Origin of the sequence: Rhizobium lentis, assembly GCF_017352135.1 — a bacterium.
In the GTDB taxonomy this organism is placed as follows: domain Bacteria; phylum Pseudomonadota; class Alphaproteobacteria; order Rhizobiales; family Rhizobiaceae; genus Rhizobium; species Rhizobium lentis.
Genome location: NZ_CP071454.1, coordinates 2,157,982 through 2,181,136 on the forward strand (window position 1 = coordinate 2,157,982; position 23,155 = coordinate 2,181,136).

General features: G+C 63.4%; 26 protein-coding genes and 1 pseudogene. 13 read left to right on the forward strand and 14 right to left on the reverse strand.

All coding sequences use genetic code 11. The features are described 5' to 3' along the window. The first annotated feature begins 119 nt into the window (after positions 1-119). The 5 genes from rsmI (at position 120) to J0663_RS10370 (ending at position 4,736) form a co-directional block, all read left to right on the forward strand. Positions 120-1,037 carry a 16S rRNA (cytidine(1402)-2'-O)-methyltransferase gene (rsmI, locus tag J0663_RS10350; protein WP_207244288.1) on the forward strand — a complete coding sequence of 306 codons (918 nt, stop codon included), beginning with the start codon at positions 120-122 and terminating at the stop codon, positions 1,035-1,037. Continuing rightward, positions 1,027-1,395 carry a YraN family protein gene (locus J0663_RS10355; RefSeq protein ID WP_207244289.1) on the forward strand — a complete coding sequence of 123 codons (369 nt, stop codon included), beginning with the start codon at positions 1,027-1,029 and terminating at the stop codon, positions 1,393-1,395. The genes rsmI and J0663_RS10355 overlap by 11 nt, the downstream gene beginning before the upstream one ends. A 114-nt stretch (positions 1,396-1,509) precedes the next feature. After that, positions 1,510-2,013 carry a cupin domain-containing protein gene (locus J0663_RS10360; protein WP_207244290.1) on the forward strand — a complete coding sequence of 168 codons (504 nt, stop codon included), beginning with the start codon at positions 1,510-1,512 and terminating at the stop codon, positions 2,011-2,013. An 88-nt stretch (positions 2,014-2,101) separates the two neighbouring features. After that, entirely contained in the window at positions 2,102-3,049 is a 948-nt protein-coding gene (gene gshB, locus J0663_RS10365; RefSeq protein ID WP_207244291.1) for a glutathione synthase, read from the forward strand. Positions 3,050-3,203: 154 nt separating this feature from the next. Then, on the forward strand, positions 3,204-4,736 hold the full coding sequence (locus J0663_RS10370) for a YifB family Mg chelatase-like AAA ATPase (RefSeq protein WP_207244292.1): 1,533 nt from the start codon (positions 3,204-3,206) through the stop codon (positions 4,734-4,736). A 122-nt stretch (positions 4,737-4,858) separates the two neighbouring features. Here the strand turns inward: J0663_RS10370 and cysK are convergent, their stop codons facing one another. From cysK to J0663_RS10385, 3 genes are all read right to left on the reverse strand, one after another. Beyond that, a complete protein-coding gene (gene cysK, locus J0663_RS10375; protein ID WP_207244293.1) occupies positions 4,859-5,821 on the reverse strand; it encodes a cysteine synthase A in 963 nt (320 codons plus the stop codon). Positions 5,822-5,965: 144 nt separating this feature from the next. Further along, on the reverse strand, positions 5,966-6,583 hold the full coding sequence (locus tag J0663_RS10380) for a LysE family translocator (RefSeq protein ID WP_207244294.1): 618 nt from the start codon (positions 6,581-6,583) through the stop codon (positions 5,966-5,968). Between the two features lie 132 nt (positions 6,584-6,715). Continuing rightward, on the reverse strand, positions 6,716-7,618 hold the full coding sequence (locus tag J0663_RS10385) for a DMT family transporter (protein WP_207244295.1): 903 nt from the start codon (positions 7,616-7,618) through the stop codon (positions 6,716-6,718). 111 nt (positions 7,619-7,729) lie between these two features. On the opposite strand from J0663_RS10385, the gene J0663_RS10390 reads away from it, so the two are divergent. Beyond that, positions 7,730-8,194 carry an Lrp/AsnC family transcriptional regulator gene (locus tag J0663_RS10390; protein WP_207244296.1) on the forward strand — a complete coding sequence of 155 codons (465 nt, stop codon included), beginning with the start codon at positions 7,730-7,732 and terminating at the stop codon, positions 8,192-8,194. Between the two features lie 21 nt (positions 8,195-8,215). On the opposite strand, the gene J0663_RS10395 is transcribed toward J0663_RS10390, so the two are convergent. Both J0663_RS10395 and dut read right to left on the reverse strand, forming a co-directional pair. Next, on the reverse strand, positions 8,216-9,115 hold the full coding sequence (locus tag J0663_RS10395; protein ID WP_207244297.1) for a GNAT family N-acetyltransferase: 900 nt from the start codon (positions 9,113-9,115) through the stop codon (positions 8,216-8,218). Further along, the gene (dut, locus tag J0663_RS10400; RefSeq protein ID WP_207244298.1) at positions 9,115-9,585 is read right to left on the reverse strand and encodes a dUTP diphosphatase; all 471 of its coding nucleotides are present in this window, start codon (positions 9,583-9,585) and stop codon (positions 9,115-9,117) included. The genes J0663_RS10395 and dut overlap by 1 nt, the downstream gene beginning before the upstream one ends. Positions 9,586-9,675: 90 nt before the next feature. Between dut and J0663_RS10405 the strand changes: the two genes are divergently transcribed. Then, positions 9,676-11,259: a peptide chain release factor 3 gene (locus J0663_RS10405; RefSeq protein WP_207244299.1), complete on the forward strand. Its 1,584-nt coding sequence runs from the start codon at positions 9,676-9,678 to the stop codon at positions 11,257-11,259. Here the strand turns inward: J0663_RS10405 and J0663_RS10410 are convergent. Next, positions 11,260-11,469: pseudogene (locus tag J0663_RS10410) on the reverse strand (LysR substrate-binding domain-containing protein); the annotation flags it as partial. Positions 11,470-11,570: 101 nt separating this feature from the next. Here J0663_RS10410 and J0663_RS10415 point away from each other — a divergent pair. After that, positions 11,571-11,858: a DUF1236 domain-containing protein gene (locus J0663_RS10415; protein ID WP_207244300.1), complete on the forward strand. Its 288-nt coding sequence runs from the start codon at positions 11,571-11,573 to the stop codon at positions 11,856-11,858. A gap of 99 nt (positions 11,859-11,957) precedes the next feature. On the opposite strand, the gene J0663_RS10420 is transcribed toward J0663_RS10415, so the two are convergent. Then, positions 11,958-12,239, reverse strand: coding sequence for a DUF982 domain-containing protein (locus J0663_RS10420; RefSeq protein WP_207244475.1), 282 nt, complete (start codon positions 12,237-12,239; stop codon positions 11,958-11,960). A 235-nt stretch (positions 12,240-12,474) separates the two neighbouring features. On the opposite strand from J0663_RS10420, the gene J0663_RS10425 reads away from it, so the two are divergent. The 4 genes from J0663_RS10425 to J0663_RS10440 all read left to right on the forward strand — a co-directional run bounded on the left by J0663_RS10425 (position 12,475) and on the right by J0663_RS10440 (position 14,401). Further along, a complete protein-coding gene (locus J0663_RS10425; protein ID WP_207244301.1) occupies positions 12,475-12,741 on the forward strand; it encodes a BON domain-containing protein in 267 nt (88 codons plus the stop codon). Between the two features lie 127 nt (positions 12,742-12,868). Then, positions 12,869-13,264: a DUF1236 domain-containing protein gene (locus tag J0663_RS10430; RefSeq protein WP_207244302.1), complete on the forward strand. Its 396-nt coding sequence runs from the start codon at positions 12,869-12,871 to the stop codon at positions 13,262-13,264. A 113-nt stretch (positions 13,265-13,377) separates the two neighbouring features. Then, positions 13,378-14,199, forward strand: a complete 822-nt coding sequence (locus tag J0663_RS10435; protein ID WP_207244303.1) for a DUF1236 domain-containing protein — start codon at positions 13,378-13,380, stop codon at positions 14,197-14,199. Positions 14,200-14,248: 49 nt separating this feature from the next. Next, on the forward strand, positions 14,249-14,401 hold the full coding sequence (locus J0663_RS10440; RefSeq protein ID WP_207244304.1) for a hypothetical protein: 153 nt from the start codon (positions 14,249-14,251) through the stop codon (positions 14,399-14,401). 289 nt (positions 14,402-14,690) lie between these two features. Here the strand turns inward: J0663_RS10440 and J0663_RS10445 are convergent, their stop codons facing one another. The 5 genes from J0663_RS10445 to J0663_RS10465 form a co-directional block, all read right to left on the reverse strand. Beyond that, positions 14,691-15,401 (reverse strand): SOS response-associated peptidase, encoded by a 711-nt coding sequence (locus J0663_RS10445; RefSeq protein WP_207244305.1) that lies wholly within the window; start codon positions 15,399-15,401, stop codon positions 14,691-14,693. Between the two features lie 78 nt (positions 15,402-15,479). Then, complete coding sequence (locus J0663_RS10450) at positions 15,480-15,905, reverse strand: GFA family protein (RefSeq protein WP_207244306.1); 426 nt, start codon at positions 15,903-15,905, stop codon at positions 15,480-15,482. A gap of 10 nt (positions 15,906-15,915) precedes the next feature. After that, a complete protein-coding gene (locus tag J0663_RS10455) occupies positions 15,916-17,445 on the reverse strand; it encodes a S10 family peptidase (RefSeq protein WP_207244307.1) in 1,530 nt (509 codons plus the stop codon). Positions 17,446-17,551: 106 nt separating this feature from the next. Beyond that, complete coding sequence (locus tag J0663_RS10460) at positions 17,552-18,841, reverse strand: CynX/NimT family MFS transporter (RefSeq protein ID WP_207244308.1); 1,290 nt, start codon at positions 18,839-18,841, stop codon at positions 17,552-17,554. Next, a complete protein-coding gene (locus J0663_RS10465; RefSeq protein WP_207244309.1) occupies positions 18,838-19,515 on the reverse strand; it encodes a FadR/GntR family transcriptional regulator in 678 nt (225 codons plus the stop codon). The genes J0663_RS10460 and J0663_RS10465 overlap by 4 nt, the downstream gene beginning before the upstream one ends. Before the next feature lie 514 nt (positions 19,516-20,029). Here J0663_RS10465 and J0663_RS10470 point away from each other — a divergent pair. After that, a complete protein-coding gene (locus J0663_RS10470; protein WP_207244310.1) occupies positions 20,030-20,842 on the forward strand; it encodes a class II glutamine amidotransferase in 813 nt (270 codons plus the stop codon). Between the two features lie 48 nt (positions 20,843-20,890). On the opposite strand, the gene coaBC is transcribed toward J0663_RS10470, so the two are convergent. Both coaBC and J0663_RS10480 read right to left on the reverse strand, forming a co-directional pair. Beyond that, positions 20,891-22,096, reverse strand: a complete 1,206-nt coding sequence (coaBC, locus tag J0663_RS10475; protein WP_207244311.1) for a bifunctional phosphopantothenoylcysteine decarboxylase/phosphopantothenate--cysteine ligase CoaBC — start codon at positions 22,094-22,096, stop codon at positions 20,891-20,893. A gap of 248 nt (positions 22,097-22,344) precedes the next feature. After that, complete coding sequence (locus J0663_RS10480) at positions 22,345-23,109, reverse strand: SDR family oxidoreductase (protein ID WP_207244312.1); 765 nt, start codon at positions 23,107-23,109, stop codon at positions 22,345-22,347. Positions 23,110-23,155: the final 46 nt, after the last annotated feature.

The following is a 23,155-nucleotide window of genomic DNA, read 5'->3' on the forward strand; positions in this document are numbered from 1 at the left end:
CCGCATTTGAGGTTTTCCGGAGCAATCCTCACAGAAATCCGAACCCTTGCCGAAGCCGCAGCGCTCGCCCATAAAGGCCGATGAACCGGCAAGGCGCCGGCGGCACGAAGGCAAAGGGCATGAACGAGCAAACCACAGGCGAGGACGCCACCAGGCGAAGCTTCCGCCTGCACAACATGGCGGTGCCGGCGCGGCCGCTGGAGCCGGCGCTTTATCTCGTCGCCACCCCGATCGGCAATCTTGGCGACATCACGCTGCGCGCATTGGAAACGCTGGCCGGCGCCGACGTGCTGGCCTGCGAGGATACGCGCGTCACCCGCGTTCTGCTCGACCGCTACGGCATCCAGAACCGCCCCTTCGCTTACCATGAGCACAATGCCGATGAAGCCGGCCCGCGGCTCATCCAGGCGCTGGAGGCCGGCCGCTCGGTGGCGCTGGTGTCGGATGCCGGGACGCCGCTGGTGTCCGATCCCGGCTATCGGCTGGCCCAGCAGGCGATTGCGGCGGGTTATCGCGTCATCCCCATTCCAGGCGCCTCGGCGCCGCTCGCAGCCCTTGTCGGCTCTGGCCTGCCGAACGACGCCTTCCTCTTCGCCGGCTTTCTGCCGGCCAAGGACAAGGCCCGCCGCGATCGTCTCGGTGAATTTGCCGCGGCTCCCGCGACACTGATATTTTTTGAATCGCCCCATCGCATCGGCGCCACCCTTCTCGCTGCCGCTGACGTGTTGGGGGCGGCGCGGCCCGCTTCCGTCTGCCGTGAGCTGACCAAGACCTATGAGGAATTCCGCCGCGGCACGCTGGCCGAGCTCGCCGCGCACTACCAGCAGGTGGAAAACGTCAAGGGCGAGATCGTCCTCGTCGTCGGTCCGCCGCTACCGGCCGAGGCGGATGAGGCCGATGTCGAAGCCGTGCTTGCCGATCTATCGAAATCAATGCCGACGGCAAAGGCCGCAACCGAGGCCGCCCGCCTGACCGGCCTGCCGCGCAAGGTGCTCTACCAGCGCCTGCTGGAGATGAAGGGCGCAGATGGGCGATAATGACCTGACCGCCCTCAAAAGGAAGGCGCTGCGCCGGGGCCGCATGTCGGAATATGTCGCCGCCGCCTTCCTGATGCTGAAGGGCTACCGCATTCTGGCGCTGCGCCACCGCACCCGGCTCGGCGAGATCGACATCGTCGCCCGCAAAGGCGATCTCGCCGTCTTCGTCGAGGTCAAGGCCCGCCATGGCGAGGCAGCGGCGATCGACGCCGTTTCCGTCGCCGCCCAGAAGCGGATACGGGCGGCCAGCGATCTCTGGCTCGCCCGTCAGGCCGATCAGGCCCGCCTTTCCCAGCGCTACGATATCGTCGCGGTCATGCCCGGCCGGCTGCCGCGCCACTTTCCGGATGCGTTTTAGCAGCTCCCGGTGGAGTGGTCTCGGGATCGTTAAAATTTTAGCTTCGGCTTGAACCAGCTTCTTACGACTCTCTGCTATCGCAATCTGCGTAGGGGTAATGATTGGGGTTGTTTCATGGCCTGGAAGCTGATGCTTGCAAGTGCGGTCGCCATGGCCGCGCGCTCGGTGCCTTATGCCGCGGCAACGCCGGCCGGCAAATCCTTTGTCGCACATGCGAGCGACCTGCTGCCGCTGAAATCGACGCCGATCAACCCGGACTGGATTATCAGCGGCAATCCTGAGGCGCGCACGGCAGAACATTCGCGCGGCCACGACGAGGCGTCGCTGACGGCGATCTGGGACTGCACGGCAGGCGCATTCCGCTGGTACTTCGGCTGGGACGAGACGGTGATGATCCTCGAAGGCGAGGTCCATATCACCGCGGAGGACGGCACCGAACGGACCTTGCGCCCCGGCGATGTCGCCTTCTTCGCCGGTGGGACCTGGGCACGCTGGCGGGTCGACAATTACGTCCGCAAGGTCGCCTTCCTGCGCAAGCCTTTCCCCAGGCCGCTGGCAATCGCCTATCGTCTGCGCAACATGCTGCGCAATGGCGGCAATCAGGGGATCGCGGCCTGACGATCGCTGACCTCTGCCGCCCCTGATTGGCCGTTGCGTTTGATGCCGGGCCGACCTACATCTGTCCGGCATTCAGCGAGGGACGGAAATGACCAAGATCACCAATGTAGCGGTCCAGATGGATCATGTCGCCGGCATCAATATCGCAGGTGACTCCACCTTCGCCATGAGCCTGGAAGCGCAGGCGCGCGGCTACAGGCTTTTCCACTATACGCCCGACCGCCTGAGCTTCCGCGACGGCAAGCTCTTTGCCAGCGTCGAGCCGATGCTGCTGCGCGACGTCAAGGGTGATCACTTCGAGCTCGGCGCGTCCGAGCGCGTCGATCTCTCGACCATGGATGTCGTGCTGCTGCGCCAGGATCCGCCCTTCGACATGGCCTATATCACCTCGACGCACCTGCTCGAGCGCATCCACCCGAAGACGCTCGTCGTCAACGATCCGGCCTGGGTGCGCAATTCGCCGGAGAAGATCTTCGTCACCGAATTTGCCGATCTGATGCCGAAGACGCTGATCACCAAGGACCCGGCCGAGATCCGCCGCTTTCGCGACGAAATGGGCGACATCATCCTGAAGCCGCTCTATGGCAATGGCGGCGCCGGCGTCTTCCATTCGACCCGTGACGACCGCAACCTCTCCTCGCTGCTGGAGATGTTCGGCCAGCTCTTCCGCGAGCCCTTCATCGCCCAGCAATATCTGCCCGACGTGCGCAAGGGCGACAAACGCATCATCCTGGTCGACGGCAAATTCGCCGGCGCGATCAACCGCGTGCCGGCCGAACATGACAGCCGCTCCAACATGCATGTCGGCGGCCGCGCCGAGGCGACCGAACTGACGCCGCGCGAGAAAGAGATCTGCGAGCGGATCGGCCCGGCGCTGAGGGAACGCGGCTTCCTGCTCGTCGGCATCGACGTGATCGGCGATTACATGACCGAGATCAACGTCACGTCGCCGACAGGCATCCGCGAGGTCAGGAAGTTCGGCGGCGCCGATATTGCAAGCCTGCTCTGGGATGCGATCGAGCGCAAGCGCGGCTGAGGCTGCGATCGGGTACAACCGCATCCACCACTGATTATCTGCCTGCGTTCTTTTATTGTTCTTGTTTTAGTCCTGCTTCCGTGCCAGATTGCAACCGCTGGCTTTCACGGCCACAGGGGCGGTCTCTAAGAGTTTGCGGGACGAGGGTGGGCATATGGTCGCGCGTGTCAGTACGGTAGCATTTCAGGGCATCGAAGGCGTGCCGGTCGAGGTTCAGGTCATGATCGCGCCCGGCAAGGTCGGCATGCAGATCGTCGGTCTGCCTGACAAGGCAGTGGCCGAAAGCCGCGAACGCGTGCAGGCCGCGCTTCATGCCTCCGGCCTGGCGCTGCCGGGCAAACGGGTGACCGTCAATCTGGCGCCCGCCGATCTGCCGAAAGAGGGCTCGCATTTCGATCTGCCGATCGCGCTCGCACTGATGGCGGCCCTCGGCGCCATTCCCGCCGATGCGCTGTCGGACTTTGTCGTCGTCGGCGAACTCAATCTCGATGGCACGATCGCCGCCATTGCGGGCGCGCTGCCGGCCGCCATCGGCGCCAATGCGCTCGGCAAGGGGCTGATCTGCCCGGCCGAAAGCGGCGCCGAGGCCGCCTGGGCGGGTGCCGACGTCGATATTCTCGCCCCGCGCAGCCTGATTGCTCTTGCCAATCATTTCCGCGGCACGCAGGTGCTCTCCCGGCCCGAGCCGTCGATCCGCGCCAATGCCGCCAACCTGCCTGACCTTGCCGAGATCAAGGGCCAGGAAAGCGCCAAACGCGCGCTCGAGGTCGCGGCCGCCGGCGGCCACAACCTGCTGATGGTCGGACCTCCAGGCTCCGGCAAATCGATGCTGGCGTCGCGGCTGCCGTCGATCCTGCCGCCGCTTTCTCCCGCCGAACTGCTTGAAGTGTCGATGGTTCATTCGATCGCCGGCCAGCTCACTGGCGGCAAGCTGTCCGATCGCCGGCCCTTCCGCACCCCGCACCACTCCGCCACCATGGCCGCCCTTGTCGGCGGCGGGCTGCGCGCCCGTCCCGGCGAAGCCTCGCTTGCCCATCACGGCGTGCTCTTCCTCGATGAATTTCCCGAATTCACGCCGCAGGCGCTGGACGCGCTGCGCCAGCCGCTCGAAGGCGGCGAATGCGTCATTGCCCGGGCCAATCACCGCGTCTCCTACCCGGCGAAATTCCAGCTGATCGCGGCGATGAACCCCTGCCGCTGCGGCATGGCGGGTGAGCCGGGCCATAGCTGCGCCCGCGGCCCGCGCTGCATGAGCGATTACCAGGCCCGCATCTCCGGCCCGCTGATGGACCGCATTGACATCCGCATCGACGTGCCGGCCGTCTCCGCCGCCGACCTCATCCGGCCGATGGCCGCTGAGGCGAGCGCCGACGTCGCCCGCCGCGTTGCGCGCGCTCGCGAGCTCCAGCAGCAGCGCTTCGAGGCCGCCGGCGCCAAGGGCATCGGCACCAATGCCCGCTGCTCCACCGCGATGATCGAGAAACTCGCCGAACCGGATGCTAGCGGCCTGCAGCTGCTGCGCGACGCCGCCGAAAAAATGAAATTCTCCGCCCGCGGCTACCACCGCGTCCTCAAAGTCGCCCGCACGCTCGCCGATCTCGACGAGAAACCGACGGTCGGCCGAATGCATCTCGCCGAAGCGATCTCGTATCGCATCGCTGGGGAGAGGCTGACGGCTGCGGCGTGAGGTAGAAGCGAATAGGGAGTCGCGAATAGCGAATAGCGAATAGTTAGCTAAATGGCTCGCCTGACGCCAATCCGTCCCACATGCCATTCGCCATTCGCCATTCGCCATTCGCTATTCGCTATTCAGCTCCCCAACCCCTCAAACAGCGCCGTCGACAAATACCGCTCCGCAAAGGACGGAATGATCACGACGATGTTCTTCCCCGCATTCTCCGGCCGGCTGCCAACCTTGATCGCCGCCGTCAGCGCCGCACCCGAGGAAATGCCGACCGGCACGCCTTCGAGCCGGGCGATGAGGCGGGCCTGTTCGAAGGCCTCGTCGTTGGTCACGGTGACGACCTCGTCATAAATACCGGTGTCGAGGATCTTCGGCGCGAAACCGGCGCCGATGCCCTGGATCTTGTGCGGGCCGGGATTGCCGCCTGACAGCACCGGCGAATCGGCCGGTTCGACGGCGATGATCTGGATTTCCGGCTTGTGGCTCTTCAGCACCTGGCCGACGCCGGTGATCGTGCCGCCGGTGCCGATGCCGGAGACGACGATATCGACCGTGCCCTCGGTATCGTTCCAGATTTCCTCGGCTGTCGTCTTGCGGTGGATCTCGGGATTGGCCGGGTTTTCGAACTGCTGCGGGATGATAGCGTCGGGAAGGGAGGCCGCCAGCTCTTCGGCCTTGGCGATGGCGCCCTTCATGCCCTTCGACCCCTCGGTCAGCACCAGCTCGGCGCCGAGCAGCGCCAGCATCTTGCGGCGCTCGACCGACATGGTTTCCGGCATGGTGAGGATCAGCCGGTAACCCTTGGCGGCGGCGGCAAAGGCGAGCGCAATGCCGGTATTGCCGGAAGTCGGCTCGATCAGCACCGTCTTGCCTGATGTGATCTTGCCCTGGGCCTCGAGGCTTTCCACCATTGCGACGCCGATGCGGTCCTTGACGGAGGCGATCGGATTGAAGAATTCCAGCTTGCCGATCAGGTTTGCCACCACGCCCTTTTCCCGCGCCAGCTTGTCGAAACGCACGAGCGGCGTATCGCCGATGGTCTCGGTGATCGAGGAATAGATGCGGCCGCGGCCGGGTTTGTGCGACATGGGTGCTCTCCCTTTGAAATCCTGCTCCTGAAATCGGGAGGAGAATAGGATCAAAGGCTTGAAGAGGCTAGCCCGCCTTCATCCCGGGGGAGCGGGCAGCGGAGAAAAAAACCTTTGGAAACCGTTTCTTGCCGGATATTTATTTCAGGCCGCACGGGTGGCGATGAAGGCGGCGGTGCCGGCGAGGATGGCTGATGCAACCCGGTTCAGCGCCTGCAGGGCGCGCGGCTTTTTCAGCATCGTGCGGGCGCGCGCGGCAAGCAGCATATAGGGCACGAGCACGACGATCAGCACGACGAAGGTGACGGCGAGCAGCGCCGCATAGTCGCCGAGACCGATATTGCCGATATCGATCAGCGTCGGCGCCAGCGCGACGTAGAAGAGCATCGTCTTCGGATTGCCGAGCGTGACCAGCAGGCCGGAGAGGAAGGACAGGCCGATATTGCCGGATTTCTTCGCCGCAATATCCTGCGGCAACAGCCCCGCCGTCCAGAGCTTCCAGGCGATATAGGCGAGATAGAGGGCGCCGGCGATCTTGATGACGATGAATACCTCGGTGAAGGTCTGCGCCACAAAGGCAAGGCCGAGAATGACGGCCGTGAGATAGATCATGTCGCCGAGCACCAGGCCGAGGCCCATGAAGGACGTCTCGCGGAAAGTCGAGCCGAGCGCGCGGGCGACGACCGCGGTGATCCCGGGTCCGGGAATGGCCGCGGCGATGAACAATGCGACGGCATAGGCGAACAGGGCGGTCAGGCTCATCTCTGATATCCACTGGAGTGTCCAACCTCGCTATAGGCAGGCGCTACGGCTGCATCAATGCCGTGGCGCTGATCGGTCCATGAGCATCAGGAATGAGTCGGCGGAACCGGCTTTGATGGCACGCGCTTTGGCTCAGCCCTGGAGCGCCCGCGGCCGCAGCCAGCGCGGCGTCCAGCCGAGGTTCATGCCGGCGGCGGCAAGCAGGATGGTCGCCGCACCTGCGATCTGCAGCGGCTGCAGCGCGTGGCCGAAGGCCAGTCGGTCGACGAGGATCGCCGCAATCGGATAGAGGAAGGAGAGGGCGCCCGTGAGGTGGGTCGGCAGCCTCTGGATCGCGCCATAGAGCAGCACATACATCAGCCCGGTGTGGACGACGCCGATGGTCACCAGGATCGTCCAGCCGCCGGTGTCAACAGGCAGCTGCGAAAAGTCCGTCATCGGCGCCAGCATCAGCATGCCGGTCGCGACCTGGATGAGCGCGATCAGATGCGGCGGCGTGCCTTTCAGCCATTTGGCGGCAAGGGCGGCGAGCGCGTAGAAGAAGGCGGCACCGAGCGCCATCAGGATGCCGAGGCCGTAGCCATCGGTGGTCGCTGCGCCTGATCCCGGTTTCGCCTCGACGATTGCGGCCATGCCGGAGAAGGCGAGCGCCAGCCAGAACAGCTTGGCGGCGGTGATCTTCTCGCCGAAGAAGAGAGCGCCGAGCACCAGCAGCATGAAAGGCTGGGTATTGTAGACTGTCGTCGCGATCGAGATTGTCGCATGCGAATAGGCGGCAAAGAGCAGCAGCCAGTTCGAGACGATGGCGATACCGCCGAGGACGGCGATCGCGAAGGCGCGGAGCGTGATAATGCCGGGCCTGAGCAGCTTAAGAGCGCCGCAAATGACAAGCAAGGTGAGCGCACCGAACAGGCAGCGCCAGAACACCACGCCGCTGACCGGCTGGCCCGACATGACGACGAACCAGCCGATCGTCCCCGAGATCAGCATCGCTGCCGTCATTTCCACCGAACCTCTTTTGATATCGCCGCTCATGATCGCCTCCTTTATGGTGGCATCAGGATATTGCGCGGTCCCGCCATTTTATATAAGAATTGGAAGGGTGATTGGCTGTCGTGCCTAATAATAAAAGGGAATGTGACTGATATGGCTAATGAGATGCAGCCGCTCGACGAAATCGATCAGGCCATTATGGAGGCGCTCGCCGGCAATGCGCGGATCTCGCTGAAGGAGCTGGCGCAGGAGGTCGGGCTGTCTTCGCCGAGTGCCGCCGAGCGCCTGCGCCGGCTGGAGGAGCGCGGCGTCATCAAGGCCTTCACCATCGATCTCGACCCCGCCGCAGTCGGTTATCCCCTGCAGGCGATCGTGCGGGTGCGCCCGCTGCCGGGACAGTTGCACATCGTCGAGCGCATCATCCAGGACATTCCCGAAATCGTCGAATGCGACAAGGTGACGGGCGACGATTGCTTCATCGCCCGCCTGGTCATCCGCTCGATGGCGGAGCTGGACGGTATTCTCGACAAGGTCGCCGAACGGGCGGAGACCAACACCTCGATGATCAAGTCGTCACCGGTCAAACGCCGTCTGCCGCCGCTTTCGCGGAAAAGATAGCGATCGGCTGGGCGGTATCCTCTAAAAATCCGCCATCGGCGACAGCATCGCCGGAGAGGTTAGGGCGATATCGCCAAGCCCCCGTAGCATCAGCCTCGTCCCGCTCTCCAATGGTCGCGGCACACTCGGCCAGCAGAGTTTGTCCGGACGGAAGAACACCTCGGCGGAGGCCGGTGCCACCTCCAGTCCGCCAAGGATCGCGGCAAGCGTCGGGATCTCCGCCGCCACGACATCGATAAGGCTGAAGCGGCCCGCGTCGTCGATCTTCCAGGCGACTGCAGCCTGCTGGTCCTCCAGGAAACTGATGCGGACATCGGCATCGAGCTGCGTGTTGATCAGAAACATCGCCGCATTGGCCGTCACACCAAGTGAAGCCGAAACCGGGGTTCGATTTTTCAGCAGCGATTGCAGCAGGGCAAGATCACCTGAAGCCGTCGGCAGAAGCCACCGGGCAGGTGCGGCTGGTGTGGAAGGGGCGGGCGCCGCTCCCTCATATCGATGCAGCGGTATCGAGCGAAAACCGTATGCTTCGTAAAGCGACGGCTTATCGGTATAGAGGATGACGGCTTCGAAGCCTTGCTGGTCGCACCAGTCAAGTGCCTTTGCCGTCAGATCGCGATATAGCCCGCGACCGCGCCACTGTGGCCGCACCGCGCCGGACTGCAGGCCAGCCGCATGCACAACCCTGCCATTGATGACGAAGGGCAGCGCAAAGGCCGAGATATTGGCCGCAAGCTCGCCCCCGGCATCGAACCAGCCGAAGGGCATGCTGGCGGGGTCGGGTCCGCCGAGCTGCTGCAACGGTCCAATGTCGATGCCGAAAATATCCTGAAGCAGGCAGACCAGCGCCGCCCAGCCGGCGGGATCGCCGAAGTAATCCTGCCGGAAGGTCAGGCCAGCGCTGTCGAGGCGCTTTGCCATCACACGCCAGTGGAGCCGAAGCCGCCTGCGCCGCGCGCCGTTTCGCTTGCCTCGGTGATCTCGGCAATCCGCGCCTGGGTTACCGGCGCGATCACCATCTGGGCGATGCGCATGCCGCGTTCGATGACAAAGGCTTCGTCGCCGAGATTGGCGAGCAGCACCTTCACCTCGCCGCGATAGTCGCTGTCGACGGTGCCCGGTGAGTTGAGACAGGTGATGCCGTGCTTGAAGGCAAGGCCGGAGCGCGGCCGCACCTGGCCCTCGAAACCTTCGGGGATTTCGAAGATGAAACCGGTCGGCACCAGCGCCCGCTTGCCGGGCGAGAGCGTCAGCGGTTCGCCGTCGGCAACGGCGGCGCGCAGGTCCATGCCAGCCGCGCCCTTGCTTTCATACGCGGGCAGATCGAGGCCTTCGCCATTGGCCAGGCGGATGAGGTTCAGCGTCGGGCTGAGATCGTGATGAATGGTCATGGCCCATTACTTTGCGCCTCAGCGGACGAGGTCAATTGCATTACCGGGCTTTAATCGTTAGATACGCCGCAATTCCACAGGATTCACATTATGGCCGAAAGTCTCGCCGAGGCGGTCTCCCGCCGCCGCACATTCGCTATTATCGCCCACCCGGACGCGGGCAAGACGACGCTTACCGAAAAGCTGCTACTGTTCGGCGGCGCCATTCAGTTGGCCGGCGAAGTCAAGGCGAAGAAGGACCGCATGCAGACGCGCTCCGACTGGATGAAGATCGAACGCGAGCGCGGCATCTCGGTGGTCACCTCGGTGATGACCTTCGAATATAACGACAATGTCTTCAACATCCTCGACACGCCGGGCCACGAGGATTTCGCCGACGACACCTATCGCACGCTGACCGCCGTCGATGCCGCCGTCATGGTCATCGATGCCGCCAAGGGCATCGAGCCGCGCACGCTGAAGCTCTTCGAAGTCTGCCGCATGCGCGATATCCCGATCATCACGTTCATCAACAAGATGGACAGGGAAAGCCGCGATCCCTTCGAGATCCTCGACGAGGTCGAGGAGAAGCTGGCGCTCGATACGGCGCCGATCACCTGGCCGATCGGCCGCTCGAAGACCTTCTGCGGCTCCTATCATCTGGCCAACAGCACCGCCCGCGGATCCGACACCGAGGTCGAGACCACGCCCGTCAACGGGCCGCGGGCCGTCGCCGACAGACTGCCGGAAAACGAACGTCAGGCCTTCATCGACGAGACCGAGCTGGCGATCGAGGCCTGCCGCCCCTTCGACCGCGGTTCCTTCCTCGAAGGCCATATGACGCCTGTCTTCTTCGGCTCGGCGCTGCGCAATTACGGCGTTCGCGACCTTATCAACGCGCTCGGCGAATTCGCGCCGCCGCCGCGCGACCAGGTCGCCGACACCAGGACCGTGCATGCCACCGACGACAAGATGACGGCCTTCGTCTTCAAGATCCAGGCGAACATGGACCCGAACCACCGCGACCGCATCGCCTTTGCCCGCATCTGCTCGGGCAAGCTCGAGCGCGGCATGAAGGCAAGGCTCGCCCGCACCGGCAAGCAGCTCGGCCTGACGGCGCCGCAATTCTTCTTCGCCTCGCAGCGCCAGCTCGCCGACACCGCCTATGCCGGCGACGTCGTCGGCATTCCAAACCACGGCACGCTCCGGATCGGCGATACGCTGACCGAAGGCGAAGCCCTGGTCTTCCAGGGCGTTCCCAACTTCTCGCCGGAAATTCTGCGCCGCGTGCGGCTGGAAGACGCGATGAAGGCGAAGAAGCTCAAGGAAGCGCTGCAGCAGATGGCCGAAGAAGGCGTCGTCCAGCTGTTCTCGCCGGAAGACGGCTCGCCGGCGATCGTCGGCGTCGTCGGCGCCCTTCAGCTCGACGTCTTGAAGGAGCGGCTGATGGCCGAATACGGCCTGCCGGTCTCCTTCGAAATGTCGCGTTTCTCCGTCTGTCGCTGGATCTCCGCCGATCAGCCGGCCGATCTGGAAAAATTCCTCACCGTCAAACGCGGCGATATCGCCCGCGATCTCGATGGCGATCCCGTCTTCCTCGCCCAGGACGCGTTCTCGCTGCGCTACGAGGCGGAGCGTTATCCGACGATCAAGATGGTCGCCATCAAGGAATATCACGCCGCCAAGGCGGCGTGATCATCCCTCGGCAAGTCGTTCCGCCAGAAAATCGACGACGGCGCGCACCGCCGGCAGTTGGCCGCGCCGATGCGGCATCAGGATCGTCGTTTCGATGCCGCCGGCCGTCCATTCCGGCAGCAGCCGTACCAACCGCCCAGTCGCCAGCGCCGTTTCACAGACGGATATCGGCAGGAAGGTGATGCCGAGCCCGGAAACGGCCGTTTCCATCGCGGCCATCATGGTGCCGTTCCGCAGGCATTTCGTGTAGCGGAGGAACTTTATCCTATCGGTAGAGTTTTGCCAGGACATCAAGATCCTGGGAGGATAACATGAAAATACTGGTCATCTCTGCCGTATCGCTGGTTCTGTCATTCGGGGGAGTTGCGGTCGCGCAGACCACGACGGTCGTCGTTCCTGGCGAGGTCAAAACCTATGTCATGAAACAGGAAACGCCGTCCGTCACGTTTGAAGGTGAGGTTGCAGTTGGCACGGCGCTTCCTGACACCGTCGAGATCCACACAATCCCCGATCAACCTGATTACGGCTATGTGGTCGTCAACAAAAAGCGCGTGCTCGTCAATCCGAAGACCCGCGCGGTGATCGAGGTTATCGAATAACTTCAAAGGATCGCGGGCCCGCTTCCAAGGCCCGCGATTCTACTTGACGTAGTCAGCCTTTCGATTCGAGATTACGTTGGCTTACGCAAGCGCGTTCTGCTAGTCGACGACGGCAATCACTCGAATCCGCGCCTCGTCCGCAGCACGAATGAGGGCCGCACGCGCCACCTTGACCGGAATGTGGCCCTGGATGGCGTCCAGGCACGTTTTTATCGCCGCAACGTATTCCTTGCCATCATCGGTCGGCCAGGCGTTGATTAACGCATCGGCAACCTCACCCAGTGATCGAACCAACCTGTGTTTTTCTGGTCCGCTCATCACAAGCATCAGGGGAGCGAAGTCTTCGCTTCTGTGCCAATCCACTAAACCGGTTGACGGCATTGCCATTGTTCTCACCAGGGATCGACAACTTGGTGTCACCAGGGAGGTTCTGACTGGAGTTCAGGCTAACAACTAAAACCTCCCTGATGTCCCTTCGAGAGGGATATGGAGCAACTAACGCAGGTGATGTCGGTGGAAAGAGGGACCTAAGTCGCATTGGCGGCGATGGCCTCACTGCTCATATACCACTTGAGGTAACGTGAAGGTTCGCGGAGGGGCGGATCAGGAGGAGGATATGAAGTTCGGCCCCAACAATCATGAAGAGCGCTGCTCGGAAGGCCATAGCTCGGCCTCGACCATCGCAACCATATCGGCAACCCTTTCTGCCGATCCCGATATCGACAGCAGCGCCATCGAGATCAGAATGCTCGGCCCTGTCGTCGTCCTTGAAGGCTACATAACAAAGGCCGCGGACCGCGAAAAAGTCATCTCGCTCGCAGCGATGATCGTCGGCTGGGAAAACGTCCAGGATCGGATGCTGAGCCGCTTTCCTATGCAGTAACAAGCGGTGCCCGAGGGGGTGGACCAAGGTCCGATACTCCCCCGTCTGAAGTCGTAACTCCGGAACACATCCTCCGTTTTCCGGTTTGACCCCTAGCGGAATAAACCGCCAAAAAGGAGGAAAACAGATGAATATCAAAGCAGTAGGAATTGCCGCCGGCATGGTGTTGGCGTCGACGTCCGCCTTCGCGCAATCGTCCACGGTGACAGGCGCAGCAGGCGGTGCCGCAACGGGCGCGATTGTCGGCGGGCCGGTCGGTGCTGCCGTCGGCGGCATCGTTGGCGGCGTGGCAGGCAGCGTCATCGATCCGCCGCCGCCAAAGGTCGTGACCTATGTCGAACAGGCGCCTGCCCCAACCAAGCGCGTCGTGGTGAAGGAGAAGGTCGTCGTCGGACAGCCGCTTCCGGAAACCGTCATCGTGACGCCTGTTCCCGATGATCCGAAATATGCCTATGCGATCGTCAACGATCAGCGCGTCATCGTCGAACCTTCCTCGCGGACGGTCATCCAGGTCATCCCATAACCATCGGGCCATAACCCACGGGCGGCTCCAACCGTCTTCCCCAACCATAAGGGCATGCATGCGCCGCATGAAAATGCGGGCGGCATGGCCTGTTCCAACTTCGGAGATTGATCATGAAGAGCAACCACCTCACCATGCTTCTCGCGGCGCTGTCTCTCAGCGTCTCGCCGCTTGCAACCCTGCCGGCCGCAGCACAGCAGGACAGCAAGAGCGGAGGCCAGGCGCAGTCCGGTTCGCAGACGGGCACGGACACTGGTTCCCAGGCCGGCAGCGGCAAGACCGGTGCCGACTGCACCCCCGATGCTTCGGGAGCCTGCCCGCAGGGCAAGGGCCAGTCCTCGCAGCAGCAATCCGGTGAGGGTTCGCCGACGCAGAAGAGCGCCGAGCAGCCTTCGACCGATAATTCGACGAGCGGCAGCGCCTCCGGCAAGTCTTCGACGGAAACAAAATCCGCATCGCCCGACGCCAGCGGCGGCCCGACCACCGAACAGAAGCCCGCCGCCAAGTCCGGCAGTACCGATAGCGGCGGCGCCACCGCCGGCACGAAGAGCAGCACGCAGGATGCCAAGCCGGCCGAGGGCACGCAAAGCGGCACCACCACGCAGAGCGGCGATGCCTCGAAGCAGCCGGCCGATCAGAAGGCAACCACGACAAGCAAGAGCACATCCGAAACCAACGTCAACATCTCAGTCGAGCAGCAGACGGAAATTCGAACGGTGGTGAAGGAGGTGCAGGTTGAACCGGTGAAGGAGGTGAATTTCACGGTCTCCGTCGGGGTGAAAATCCCGAAGAAGGTGCGGCTCGAACCTCTGCCGCCGCGCATTATCAAGATCGTTCCGCAGTATGAAGGCTATCGCTTCTTCATCCTTGCGGATGGCCGGATCGTCATCGTCGATCCCGATGCTCTGACGATTGTCTACATCATCGAAGCTTAACAGGCGTTTCCCGGCGGTGCATTGCGCCGCCGGGCCGCAGGAGCAATCAATGATCTACCATGAAGATAAGCCATCCGGCGTCGCCTTCCCCATCACCGTCATCCTAATCGCCATTGTCGCTATTGTCGGCTGCCTGGCGCTGTCATCAGGCCACCACACATCGGCTCGGGTCTGGATTCCTGTCAGTGCGGCAGAGCCTTAATTTCATTTGATATGCCCTCCGCTAGGGCCTCTGCCGATCAACAGAACCATTCGTGGGCACTCCTCAAACACAGGACCTGTGAATGGTAACCTTCACTTTGCCCAAAGATGCTTGATGCGTAAGCGGTCAGCGTTGCCTCGCATACCTTGGTTCATGTCGAACCAGCAGTCAAAAAACAAAATACCCCGCACTGCGCGGGGCATTTTGTACTACCCGTGCCGCCAATCGGAGGCACGCGGCACGTAGAAGAATGACATGGTTCTGGAGGTGGTCAATTAGCCTTAACTTGCTAATCTTGCGGAACCATTTTCGCGCTGAGATCAACGCGATTAATAACCTCGGGGCCAACGTTTCTGACGGTGCTTACGCGGCGGGCAATCGGCCACATCGTCATCGCCTCGGCGTCGAAGGGCTTCATCAGGTCGGACGGATTCGGCTCGCGGGACAGCCAGCGCTGATAGTCCTTCCGATGGAGAATGACCGGCATGCGATCCTGGATCTTAGCCATCATCTTGTTCGCTGCGCAGGTGACGATAGCGAAATTACGAATATCCAGACCGGCGGGGTGATGCCAGATTTCCCAGACGCCGGCCAAAGCGAAGGGCGATCCATCCTTCATGGAGATGGCAAAGGGTTGACTATTTTTGCCGGCCGGCCAATCGAAAAAACCATTGAGGGGGATTAGGCAGCGGCGCGACCGGTAAGCCAATTGGAACAGGTCATCTGTGGCAATGCCTTCGCAACGAGCATTGATCAACGGCTGACGTCGGCCCGGCTTCATCCACGGCGGCAAGAGCTCCCATCGAGCTGGCGCAAAGACCGGTCCCGTTACATTCGGACTCCGTATGATATCGCGGATAATGATCGGGTAAGCTTGGGCAGGAAAGCCATTGTATCGAGGAAGCCGGTCGCCCAAGCTGCCAATCACGCCGCGTTCGGCGAAGGGGAAACTTCCTACCATTTCATCCAGCGATGTATTGATATAAATGCGACGACACATGCCGTTTCATCTGGGTTCTCATGGAAATTAGTCAAGCTATGCATTCTAACCGAATGCGCGGCTTACCGCCTCCTTTGATCAGTTCCTATCGTCCCCCTTCCGCTCAGCCTCGCCATCAAACCTCGCCAGCGGCTCGATATTTTCCACCCAGGACAAGGCCGAGCGGCACCATATCTGTTTCTTCGGCGTCAGGTCCCGCCGCTGGTCGATGCCGCCAAGACGGATGCCGATCGCGCCGCCGCTGGCGTCCGTGCGATAAAGCGGGGATCCGCAGTTCGGGCAGAAGAATTGCCGGCTGAGACGGCCGCTGTCGCCATATTTCGCGTAGGCTTTGGGCTCGCCGGCGATGAGGCTGAAGCTTCCAGGCCGCGCCGGTGCGGTGACGCGGTAGGCCGAGCCCGTCAGCCGCTGGCAATCGGTGCAATGGCAGATCGAGACCCGGTCGGGCTCGATCTCGGCCTGATAGCGGATCGCCCCGCAATGGCATCCTCCGGTGATATGCATCGGCAATCCCTCAGTCCGCCGGCGGACCGGCCGGGCGCATGGCGTAGAAGGCCTTGGCATCGGCCGTGAAGGCGGCCCGCTGATCGGCTTTGGTATAGAACATATGGCCGCCGCGATAAAGTTTCAGCCCGACGCGGCCGCCGGCGAGCGAGGGCGGCAGATGATCGATCACATAACGGCTGACGCTGTAGGGCGTCACCAGATCGCTGTAGCCATGCGCGACCAGCAGATGAAAGGTCGAGTTCGAGGCGAGCAGCTGGCGGATGTCGTCGACAGCGCTCGCCTGTAAGCGCGATCCGCCGCCGCGCCCGCCCCATTCCCAGCGCCGGCTGATGTCGCCGTCGAGCAGCGAATAGGTCATCTCGGTCTTGAAGCCGAGGTCGTTGCGGGCATAGTCGGCAAAGGCGCCGCCATAGGCGCGGGTGAAGCCGTCGAGGATGGCGTCGCCGCCGCGGTCGTAATCCGATTCCGGATAGGGATCGGGCGCCGCAAAGGAAGCGTCGTAGGGGCTTGTCACCTCGCCGCTGCCGCCGTCCGCGTGTTTGACGAAGGAGTTGCCGAGGAATCCGCGGTTGCGGGCGACGATATCCTGTGGAATGCCGGTCAGTTCGGCGATCCTGCCATAGAAGGCCGTGGCCTCGGCGCCGGTCGGCGGCGCGCCGGCGAGCGTCGTCAGATACTCGCCGAGGGCAAAACGTTCCGCTTGCCTCTGTTTCTCCTGGTCAAAGGCATTGTGCCGGTCGAGTTCGGCCGCAGCCAGCGACGGCAGCTCGAGCGCCGCGCCGAGCGCGAACTGATCGGCATTGAACATCAGCTGGCCTTCCAGCAACGGCGAAAGCATCACGGCGCCGGCAATGACGATGCCCTGGTTTTCCTGCAGCGCGCCGGCGACCTTGGCGGCGCGAAAGCCGCCGTAACTTTCGCCGAGCAGATATTTCGGCGAGTTGGAACGGTTGTTATGCGCGACATAGAGCGCGATCGCCTTGGCGATGCTCTGGGCATCCGAGTTGACGTTGTAATAGTTGGAGGCATCGTCGGCCTTCGCCGTCCGGCTCCAGCCGGTGCCGATCGGGTCGATCAGCACGAGGTCGGTGAAATCGAGCCAGCTTTGCGGGTTGTCGACGAGTTTCGCATGGGCGCCGTCGCGGGCCTGAGGCCCGAAATCGAGGACTTTCGGCCCGACCAGTCCAAGATGCAGAAAGGCGGAGGCGGCGCCCGGGCCACCGTTGAAGGCAAAGGTCAGCGGCCGGTCAGGTCCATCGTTTTTCGCGACATAGGCGGTGTAGAAGATCGCTCCGGTCTGCGCGCCGTCCTGGCCGAAAAGATCGAGTGTGCCTGCCGTCGCTGCATAGGCTATTCTCCGGCCGCCGATCGTCAATTCGTGCTCGGTGACGGAATCGTCTGGCAGCAGTTTCAGCATGCCGGCCCGCGCGCTGCGCTCCACATTCGCCCGGCGTTCGCCATCTTCCTGCGCGGGGGAAAGGGCAGGTCCGAGCGATGCCATAAGCGCGGTGAGCAGAAACAGGGTTCGTATGCGCACGATTTGTCCTCCGGCGGATGCAGGCTGAGATAGCGTAACATCCGCGTCCGACGACCGGCATCAAGAGATGGTGATGGACCAGTGAGCTCAGAAGTGAGAGGGCGGTTCAGACCTTTTCGACCGCGCGCACATTCACTTCCAGTGCCCGTCCGGCCTTCCAGCCGTTGAGCGCCGCGCCGAGCCCGAGCGCGACGAAGAGAAGCGCACACCAGGAAAAGCTGCCGGTCCAGCCGCGGATGAGGCCGACGATCAGTGGGCCGACGGCGGCAAGGAGATAACCGATGCATTGCGCCATGCCGGAGAGATGGGCGGCGACATCGGGATTGCGCGAGCGCAGCACGATCGTCGTCATTGCCGCCGCGATCAGCCCGCCTTGGCCGATGCCCTGCAGCACCGCCCATAGCCACACCGTCGAAAGCGGCGCAAACAGCAGGCCGAGCAGTGCGGTGACGGCGACGCCGCAGAGGCTGGCATTGATCAGCCGCTGGTCGCGGCCACGCACGGCAATATGCGGCACGACAAGGCAGGATGCCGCCTGCACCATCACCGACAGCGAAACGATCGCTCCTGATGTAACGCCGTCGATCCCGCGCTCGCGTAAGATCGGAACGAGCCAGCCGAAGACGCAATAGGCGAGCGCCGATTGCAGCCCCATGAACAGCGTCACCTGCCATGCGAGCCGGTCCCGCCAGAGGCCATCGGCGCGAAGGCGGGTTCGCCTGGCCTGGCCGCCGCTGCGAAGAACCTGCGGCAGCCAGATCAGGCCGACGACGAGCGCCGGCAGCGCCCAGGCAGCGAGCGCGCCTTGCAGCGAGCCGCCGAGCGCCTGTTCGATCGGCAGCGTCAGCCCGGCCGCACTTGCCGCGCCGGCGCAGAGCGCCATCGTGTAGAAGCCGGTCATCAAAGCGGCGCGCGTGGCGAAATCGCGCTTCACCAGCCCCGGCAGCAGGACGTTGCCGACCGCGATACAGGCTCCCGCCAGAGCGGTGCCGAGGAAGAGTAGCGGCACCGAGGATAGCCCACGCAAGGCTGTGCCGAGCGCCAAAAGCAGGACAACGCCGAGCAGCGTGCGTTCGGAGCCGATGCGCTGGGCAAGGCGCGGCGCCAGCGGCGAGAACGCCCCGAGGCAGACGACCGGCAGCGTCGTCAGCAGGCTGGCGCCAAGCGCGCTTAGCCCGAATTCCGAGCGGATTTCCGGCAAGAGCGCCGAGGCGCTCGAAAAGACCGGCCGCAGGTTGAAGGCGATCAGCACGAGGCTCGCGCCGAGCAGGAAGCGATCGGCAGCGCCCCGCACCGGTGTTGCCAATGGCGGCGGCAGGCTGCCGGCCTCAGCGTCTACAAGCAGCTCGTCGGTGACGTCGAGCGCGAGCGCAGCATCGTTGGAGGGTGTGTTCATGACAGGATCATCCGGTCAAGGGCGGCGAGAACTGGCGCCATGAAGCGGCGCACCGCCGCATCCGCCCTGTCGGGATCGCCGGTTTCGATGGCGTCGATGATATCGGCATGCGCCTGCAGGTCCGGCTCGGGAATATCCTTGCCGAGGGTGGCGGCGATCGTGTCGGCGATCGAGGCCGAGAAGAAATCATAGATCTCGATCATCGCCCGGTTGCCCGAAGCGGCGATGACTGCCTTGTGGAAGGCGAGGTCGCGTTCGATGAAGCCGGCCTTGTGGCCGCCGTCATAGGTGCCGCGTTCGGCCAGCAGCCGGCGAAGTTCGGCAACGGTCTCCGGTTTCCTGCGGACCGCCGTCAGCCGGGCGGCCTCGACGTCGAGCGCCAGGCGCGCCTCGAACTGGTCGCGCAGGCTGGCGCGGCGCGCCATGGTCAGCGGCCGGCCGGCATCGCGGGTCGAGCGGACATAGGTGCCCGACCCCTGCCGGGTTTCGAGATAACCCTGGGAGACGAGAACGCGCACCGCTTCGCGCACCGTGCCGCGGCTGACGCAGAGCATGGCCGACAGCGAGGCTTCGTTCGGCAATTTCTCGCCGACCCCCCAGCGCTTGCCGAGAATATCGCTGCGGATCGCCTCGATCGCCGCATCGGCGAGATTGGTCTTACTGATTGCGCGCATGGCCATTCATATAGTCATCTGATGACTTTATGAATAAGGCCGCTTGGATCGCTCGTCAACGCGGAATCTGAGAGAAACCAGGCAATAAAAAAGGGCCGCCTCGGCGACCCTTTCCATGAGTTTGGCCTCGAACTGGCCTGGACTGTCAAAGCAGCCCCAGGAAGGCGGGTCTTAGAGCGAGGGCTGCCTCGCTTTCATCACCTCTTCCATGCCCGATACGAGGTCCGAAATCTCATTAGACATTGGATCACCTTCCTTTCGTTCTGTTGCTGATAGGGCAAAGGTAGGACGATTCGTCCGGGATGCAAGCAGAAATTACGCGCGATACACCCATTTGGCGAAAGCAGGTGTTCACAAAAGAACACAGGCTTTCGCTGAATTTGAAGCGGCCACCGGTCACGAATCCGTCATGATCGATTTGCAAACCGGCGGCCGTTAAGCTGTTGTTAGCCGCGCCGTTCGACAATTCAGAGCATTCCCGCCGATGCGGCGGCGGGGTCCGGAGCAAAGAACCATGTGTCGCTGGGCAGCCTATCGCGGAGACCCTCTCTATCTCGAGGAGCTGGTATCCTCGCCCGCCCATTCGCTGATCGAACAATCCCATTGCGCCACCCGCGCCAAGACGGCGACCAATGGCGACGGCTTCGGTATCGCCTGGTATGGGGAGAGGCCCGAGCCCGGCCGTTACCGCGACATCCTGCCGGCCTGGTCGGATTGCAATCTGAAGAGCCTGGCGCGGCAGATCCGCTCTCCCCTCTTCCTCGCCCATGTCCGTGCTGCCACAGGCGGCGGCACGCGTCGCGACAATTGCCACCCCTTCACCCACGACACCTGGTCCTTCATGCACAATGGCCAGATCTCCGGCTTCGAGCGTCTGCGCCGGCCGATGGAGGCGATGCTGGACGACGATCTGTTCAACGCCCGCGGCGGCACGACCGATTCCGAACTGATGTTCCTGCTGGCGCTGCAGTTCGGTCTGCGCGAGGCGCCGGTTGCCGCGATGGCTGAGATGATCGGTGCCGTCGAGGAGCTGGCCGAAAGCACTCTCGGCTCTATCTTGCTGCGCTTCACCGCCGCCTTCTCTGACGGCAAATCGCTTTATGCCATCCGCTATGCCACCGACCGCAAGGCGCCGACGCTTTATGCCTCTCCTGTCGGCGCCGGCTATTGCCTCGTGTCCGAGCCGTTGAACGATGATGTCGATGCCTGGGCCGAGATCCCGGATGGCAGCGCCGTCACCATCGGCAAAGACGGGATCGACGTTGCCGATTTCCGGCCGGCGAAGCGGGATGCCGTCAAGCCGCAGAGGGTCGCCATGTCTGCCTGACCGCTCGCGATCAGCCGAGCCGCTCGCGACCAGCTGAACCGCTGGCGATCAGCCGAGCCGCTCGGCAATCAGCGCCGCCAGCCGTTCGGCGACCTCTTCCTTCGTCAGATCGGGCCATTGCTCGACGCCGCCGTGGCGTACGAGTTTGACCTTGTTGCGGCTGCCGCCCATGATGCCGGTCGCGGGAGAGACGTCATTGGCGACGATCAGGTCGGCGCCCTTCCGCTCGAGCTTCGCCCTTGCATTGCTTTCCACGTCCTGGGTCTCGGCGGCAAAGCCGATCACCAGCTTCGGCCGCATCGTGTGATGGCCGACGGTTTTCAATATGTCCGGGTTTTCGGTCAGCGCCAGCGTCGGAATGGATTCGCCGGGATGTTTCTTCAGCTTCTGGTCGGCAGCCGAGGCGACGCGCCAGTCCGCTACCGCCGCCACCATCACCGCGACGTCGGCCGGCAGCGCCGCAAGCACGGCATCGCGCATCTCCTCCGCCCGCTCGACATGCACGACATTGACGCCCACGGGATCGGCGATTGCCACCGGTCCCGAGACGAGCGTCACCTCCGCCCCGAGCCTGGCAAGAGCGGCGGCGATCGCATGTCCCTGGCGACCGGAGGAGCGGTTGGCGATATAACGCACCGGATCGATCGGCTCATGCGTCGGTCCTGAGGTGACGATCGCCTTGCGTCCCTTGAGCGGCTTTTCCCCATCGTCGAGCAGGGCTTCGGCCGCGGCGACGATCTCCAGCGGCTCCGCCATCCGCCCGAGCCCCGCCTCCCGGCTCTCCGCCATCTCGCCGGCCATCGGCCCGACAAAGCTGATGCCGTCGCGCTTCAGCGTTGCGGCATTGCGCCGTGTCGCCGGATGCGCCCACATGCTGGGGTTCATCGCCGGTGCGGCAAGCACCGGTCTCTCGGTCGCCAGCAGCAGCGTCGAGGCGAGATCGTCGGCAAGCCCGTTCGCCATCTTCGCCATCAGGTCGGCGCTCGCCGGGGCGATCAGCACGAGGTCGCAGTCGCGCGCCAGCCTGATATGGCCGACATCCTGTTCGTCCTGCCGCGAAAACAGATCGACAAAGACATGGTCCGCCGCCAGCGCGCCGACGGCCAGCGGCGTGACGAATTCCTGCGCCCCCTTGGTCATAACCGGGCGCACGCTCGCACCGCGCTCGCGCAGCCGGCGGATCAGATCCAGGCTCTTGTAGGCGGCAATTCCGCCCGAGATGATGAGGAGGATGCGTTTGCCGCTGAGAGCCATGGCCTTCTACCCGTCGCCTTTTTCTGATTGATCTTGACCCTAAGCCTTTGGCGCAGAACATGCAATCGCGCGGGCGAGCGAGGTGACAGGCCCTGTGGGAGTCGCGGGGGAACGGAGAGGTTGCCGCAAATCTCTTCTCCCCTCGGGGAGAAGGTGCCGGCAGGCGGATGAGGGGGCTACACGGCGTTCCCTCTCATCTTAACCTATCCATTTCGCCCCAACCCGCAGCGAATAATCGCCCCACTATCTCAGCTACGAGTGATCGAAATGCCGCCGTCGACCAGCGACGCCGTGCCGGTGACGAAGCTCGCATCGTCGGAGGCGAGGTAGAGAACCGAGCGGGCGACTTCTTCCGGCGTCGCAACGCGCTTCAGGGCATGCATGTTGGTGATGGCAGCCTGTTTGTCGGGCGTATCGTTCACGTCGCGGTACATGTCGGTATCGACAGCGCCCGGCAGGATGGCATTGACGCGCACGCCCTGCTGCCCGAATTCGGCAGCCAGCGCCTGCGTCAGGCCGATCAGGCCGGATTTGCTGGCGGCATAGGCGGCAACGCCGGGAAAGGCGAAGCTGTAGCCGACGAAGGTCGAGGTGAAGATCACCGATCCGCCGCCATTTTCCGCCATCGCGCCAATCTGATGCTTGGCAGCGAGAAAGGATGCTGTGAGATTGACGGCCAACGCCTCGCTGAAGCCTACTTCCGAGACACCGGTGCTCGGACCGGCTTCACCGATGATGCCGGCATTGTTGAAGGCGATGTCGAGCTTGCCGTAATTGTTCACGGCGGCGGCGACCAGCGCCTTCTGAAAGTCTTCCGAACGGACGTCGCCGGCAACGGCGACGGCGTCGCCGCCTTCCGCTCTGATCTCCTCAACCAGGCCGTCGAGTTCGCGCTGGCGCCGGGCGCCGACGACGACCTTGGCGCCTTCGGCGGCGAAGAGCTTTGCCGTGACGCGGCCGATGCCGGAGCTTGCTCCGGTGACGATCGCGACCTTGTTGTTCAAGCGGTTCATGTTCCATCTCCTCTATTTGCGTGACGGCCCCTGCCGTCCCTTTCGA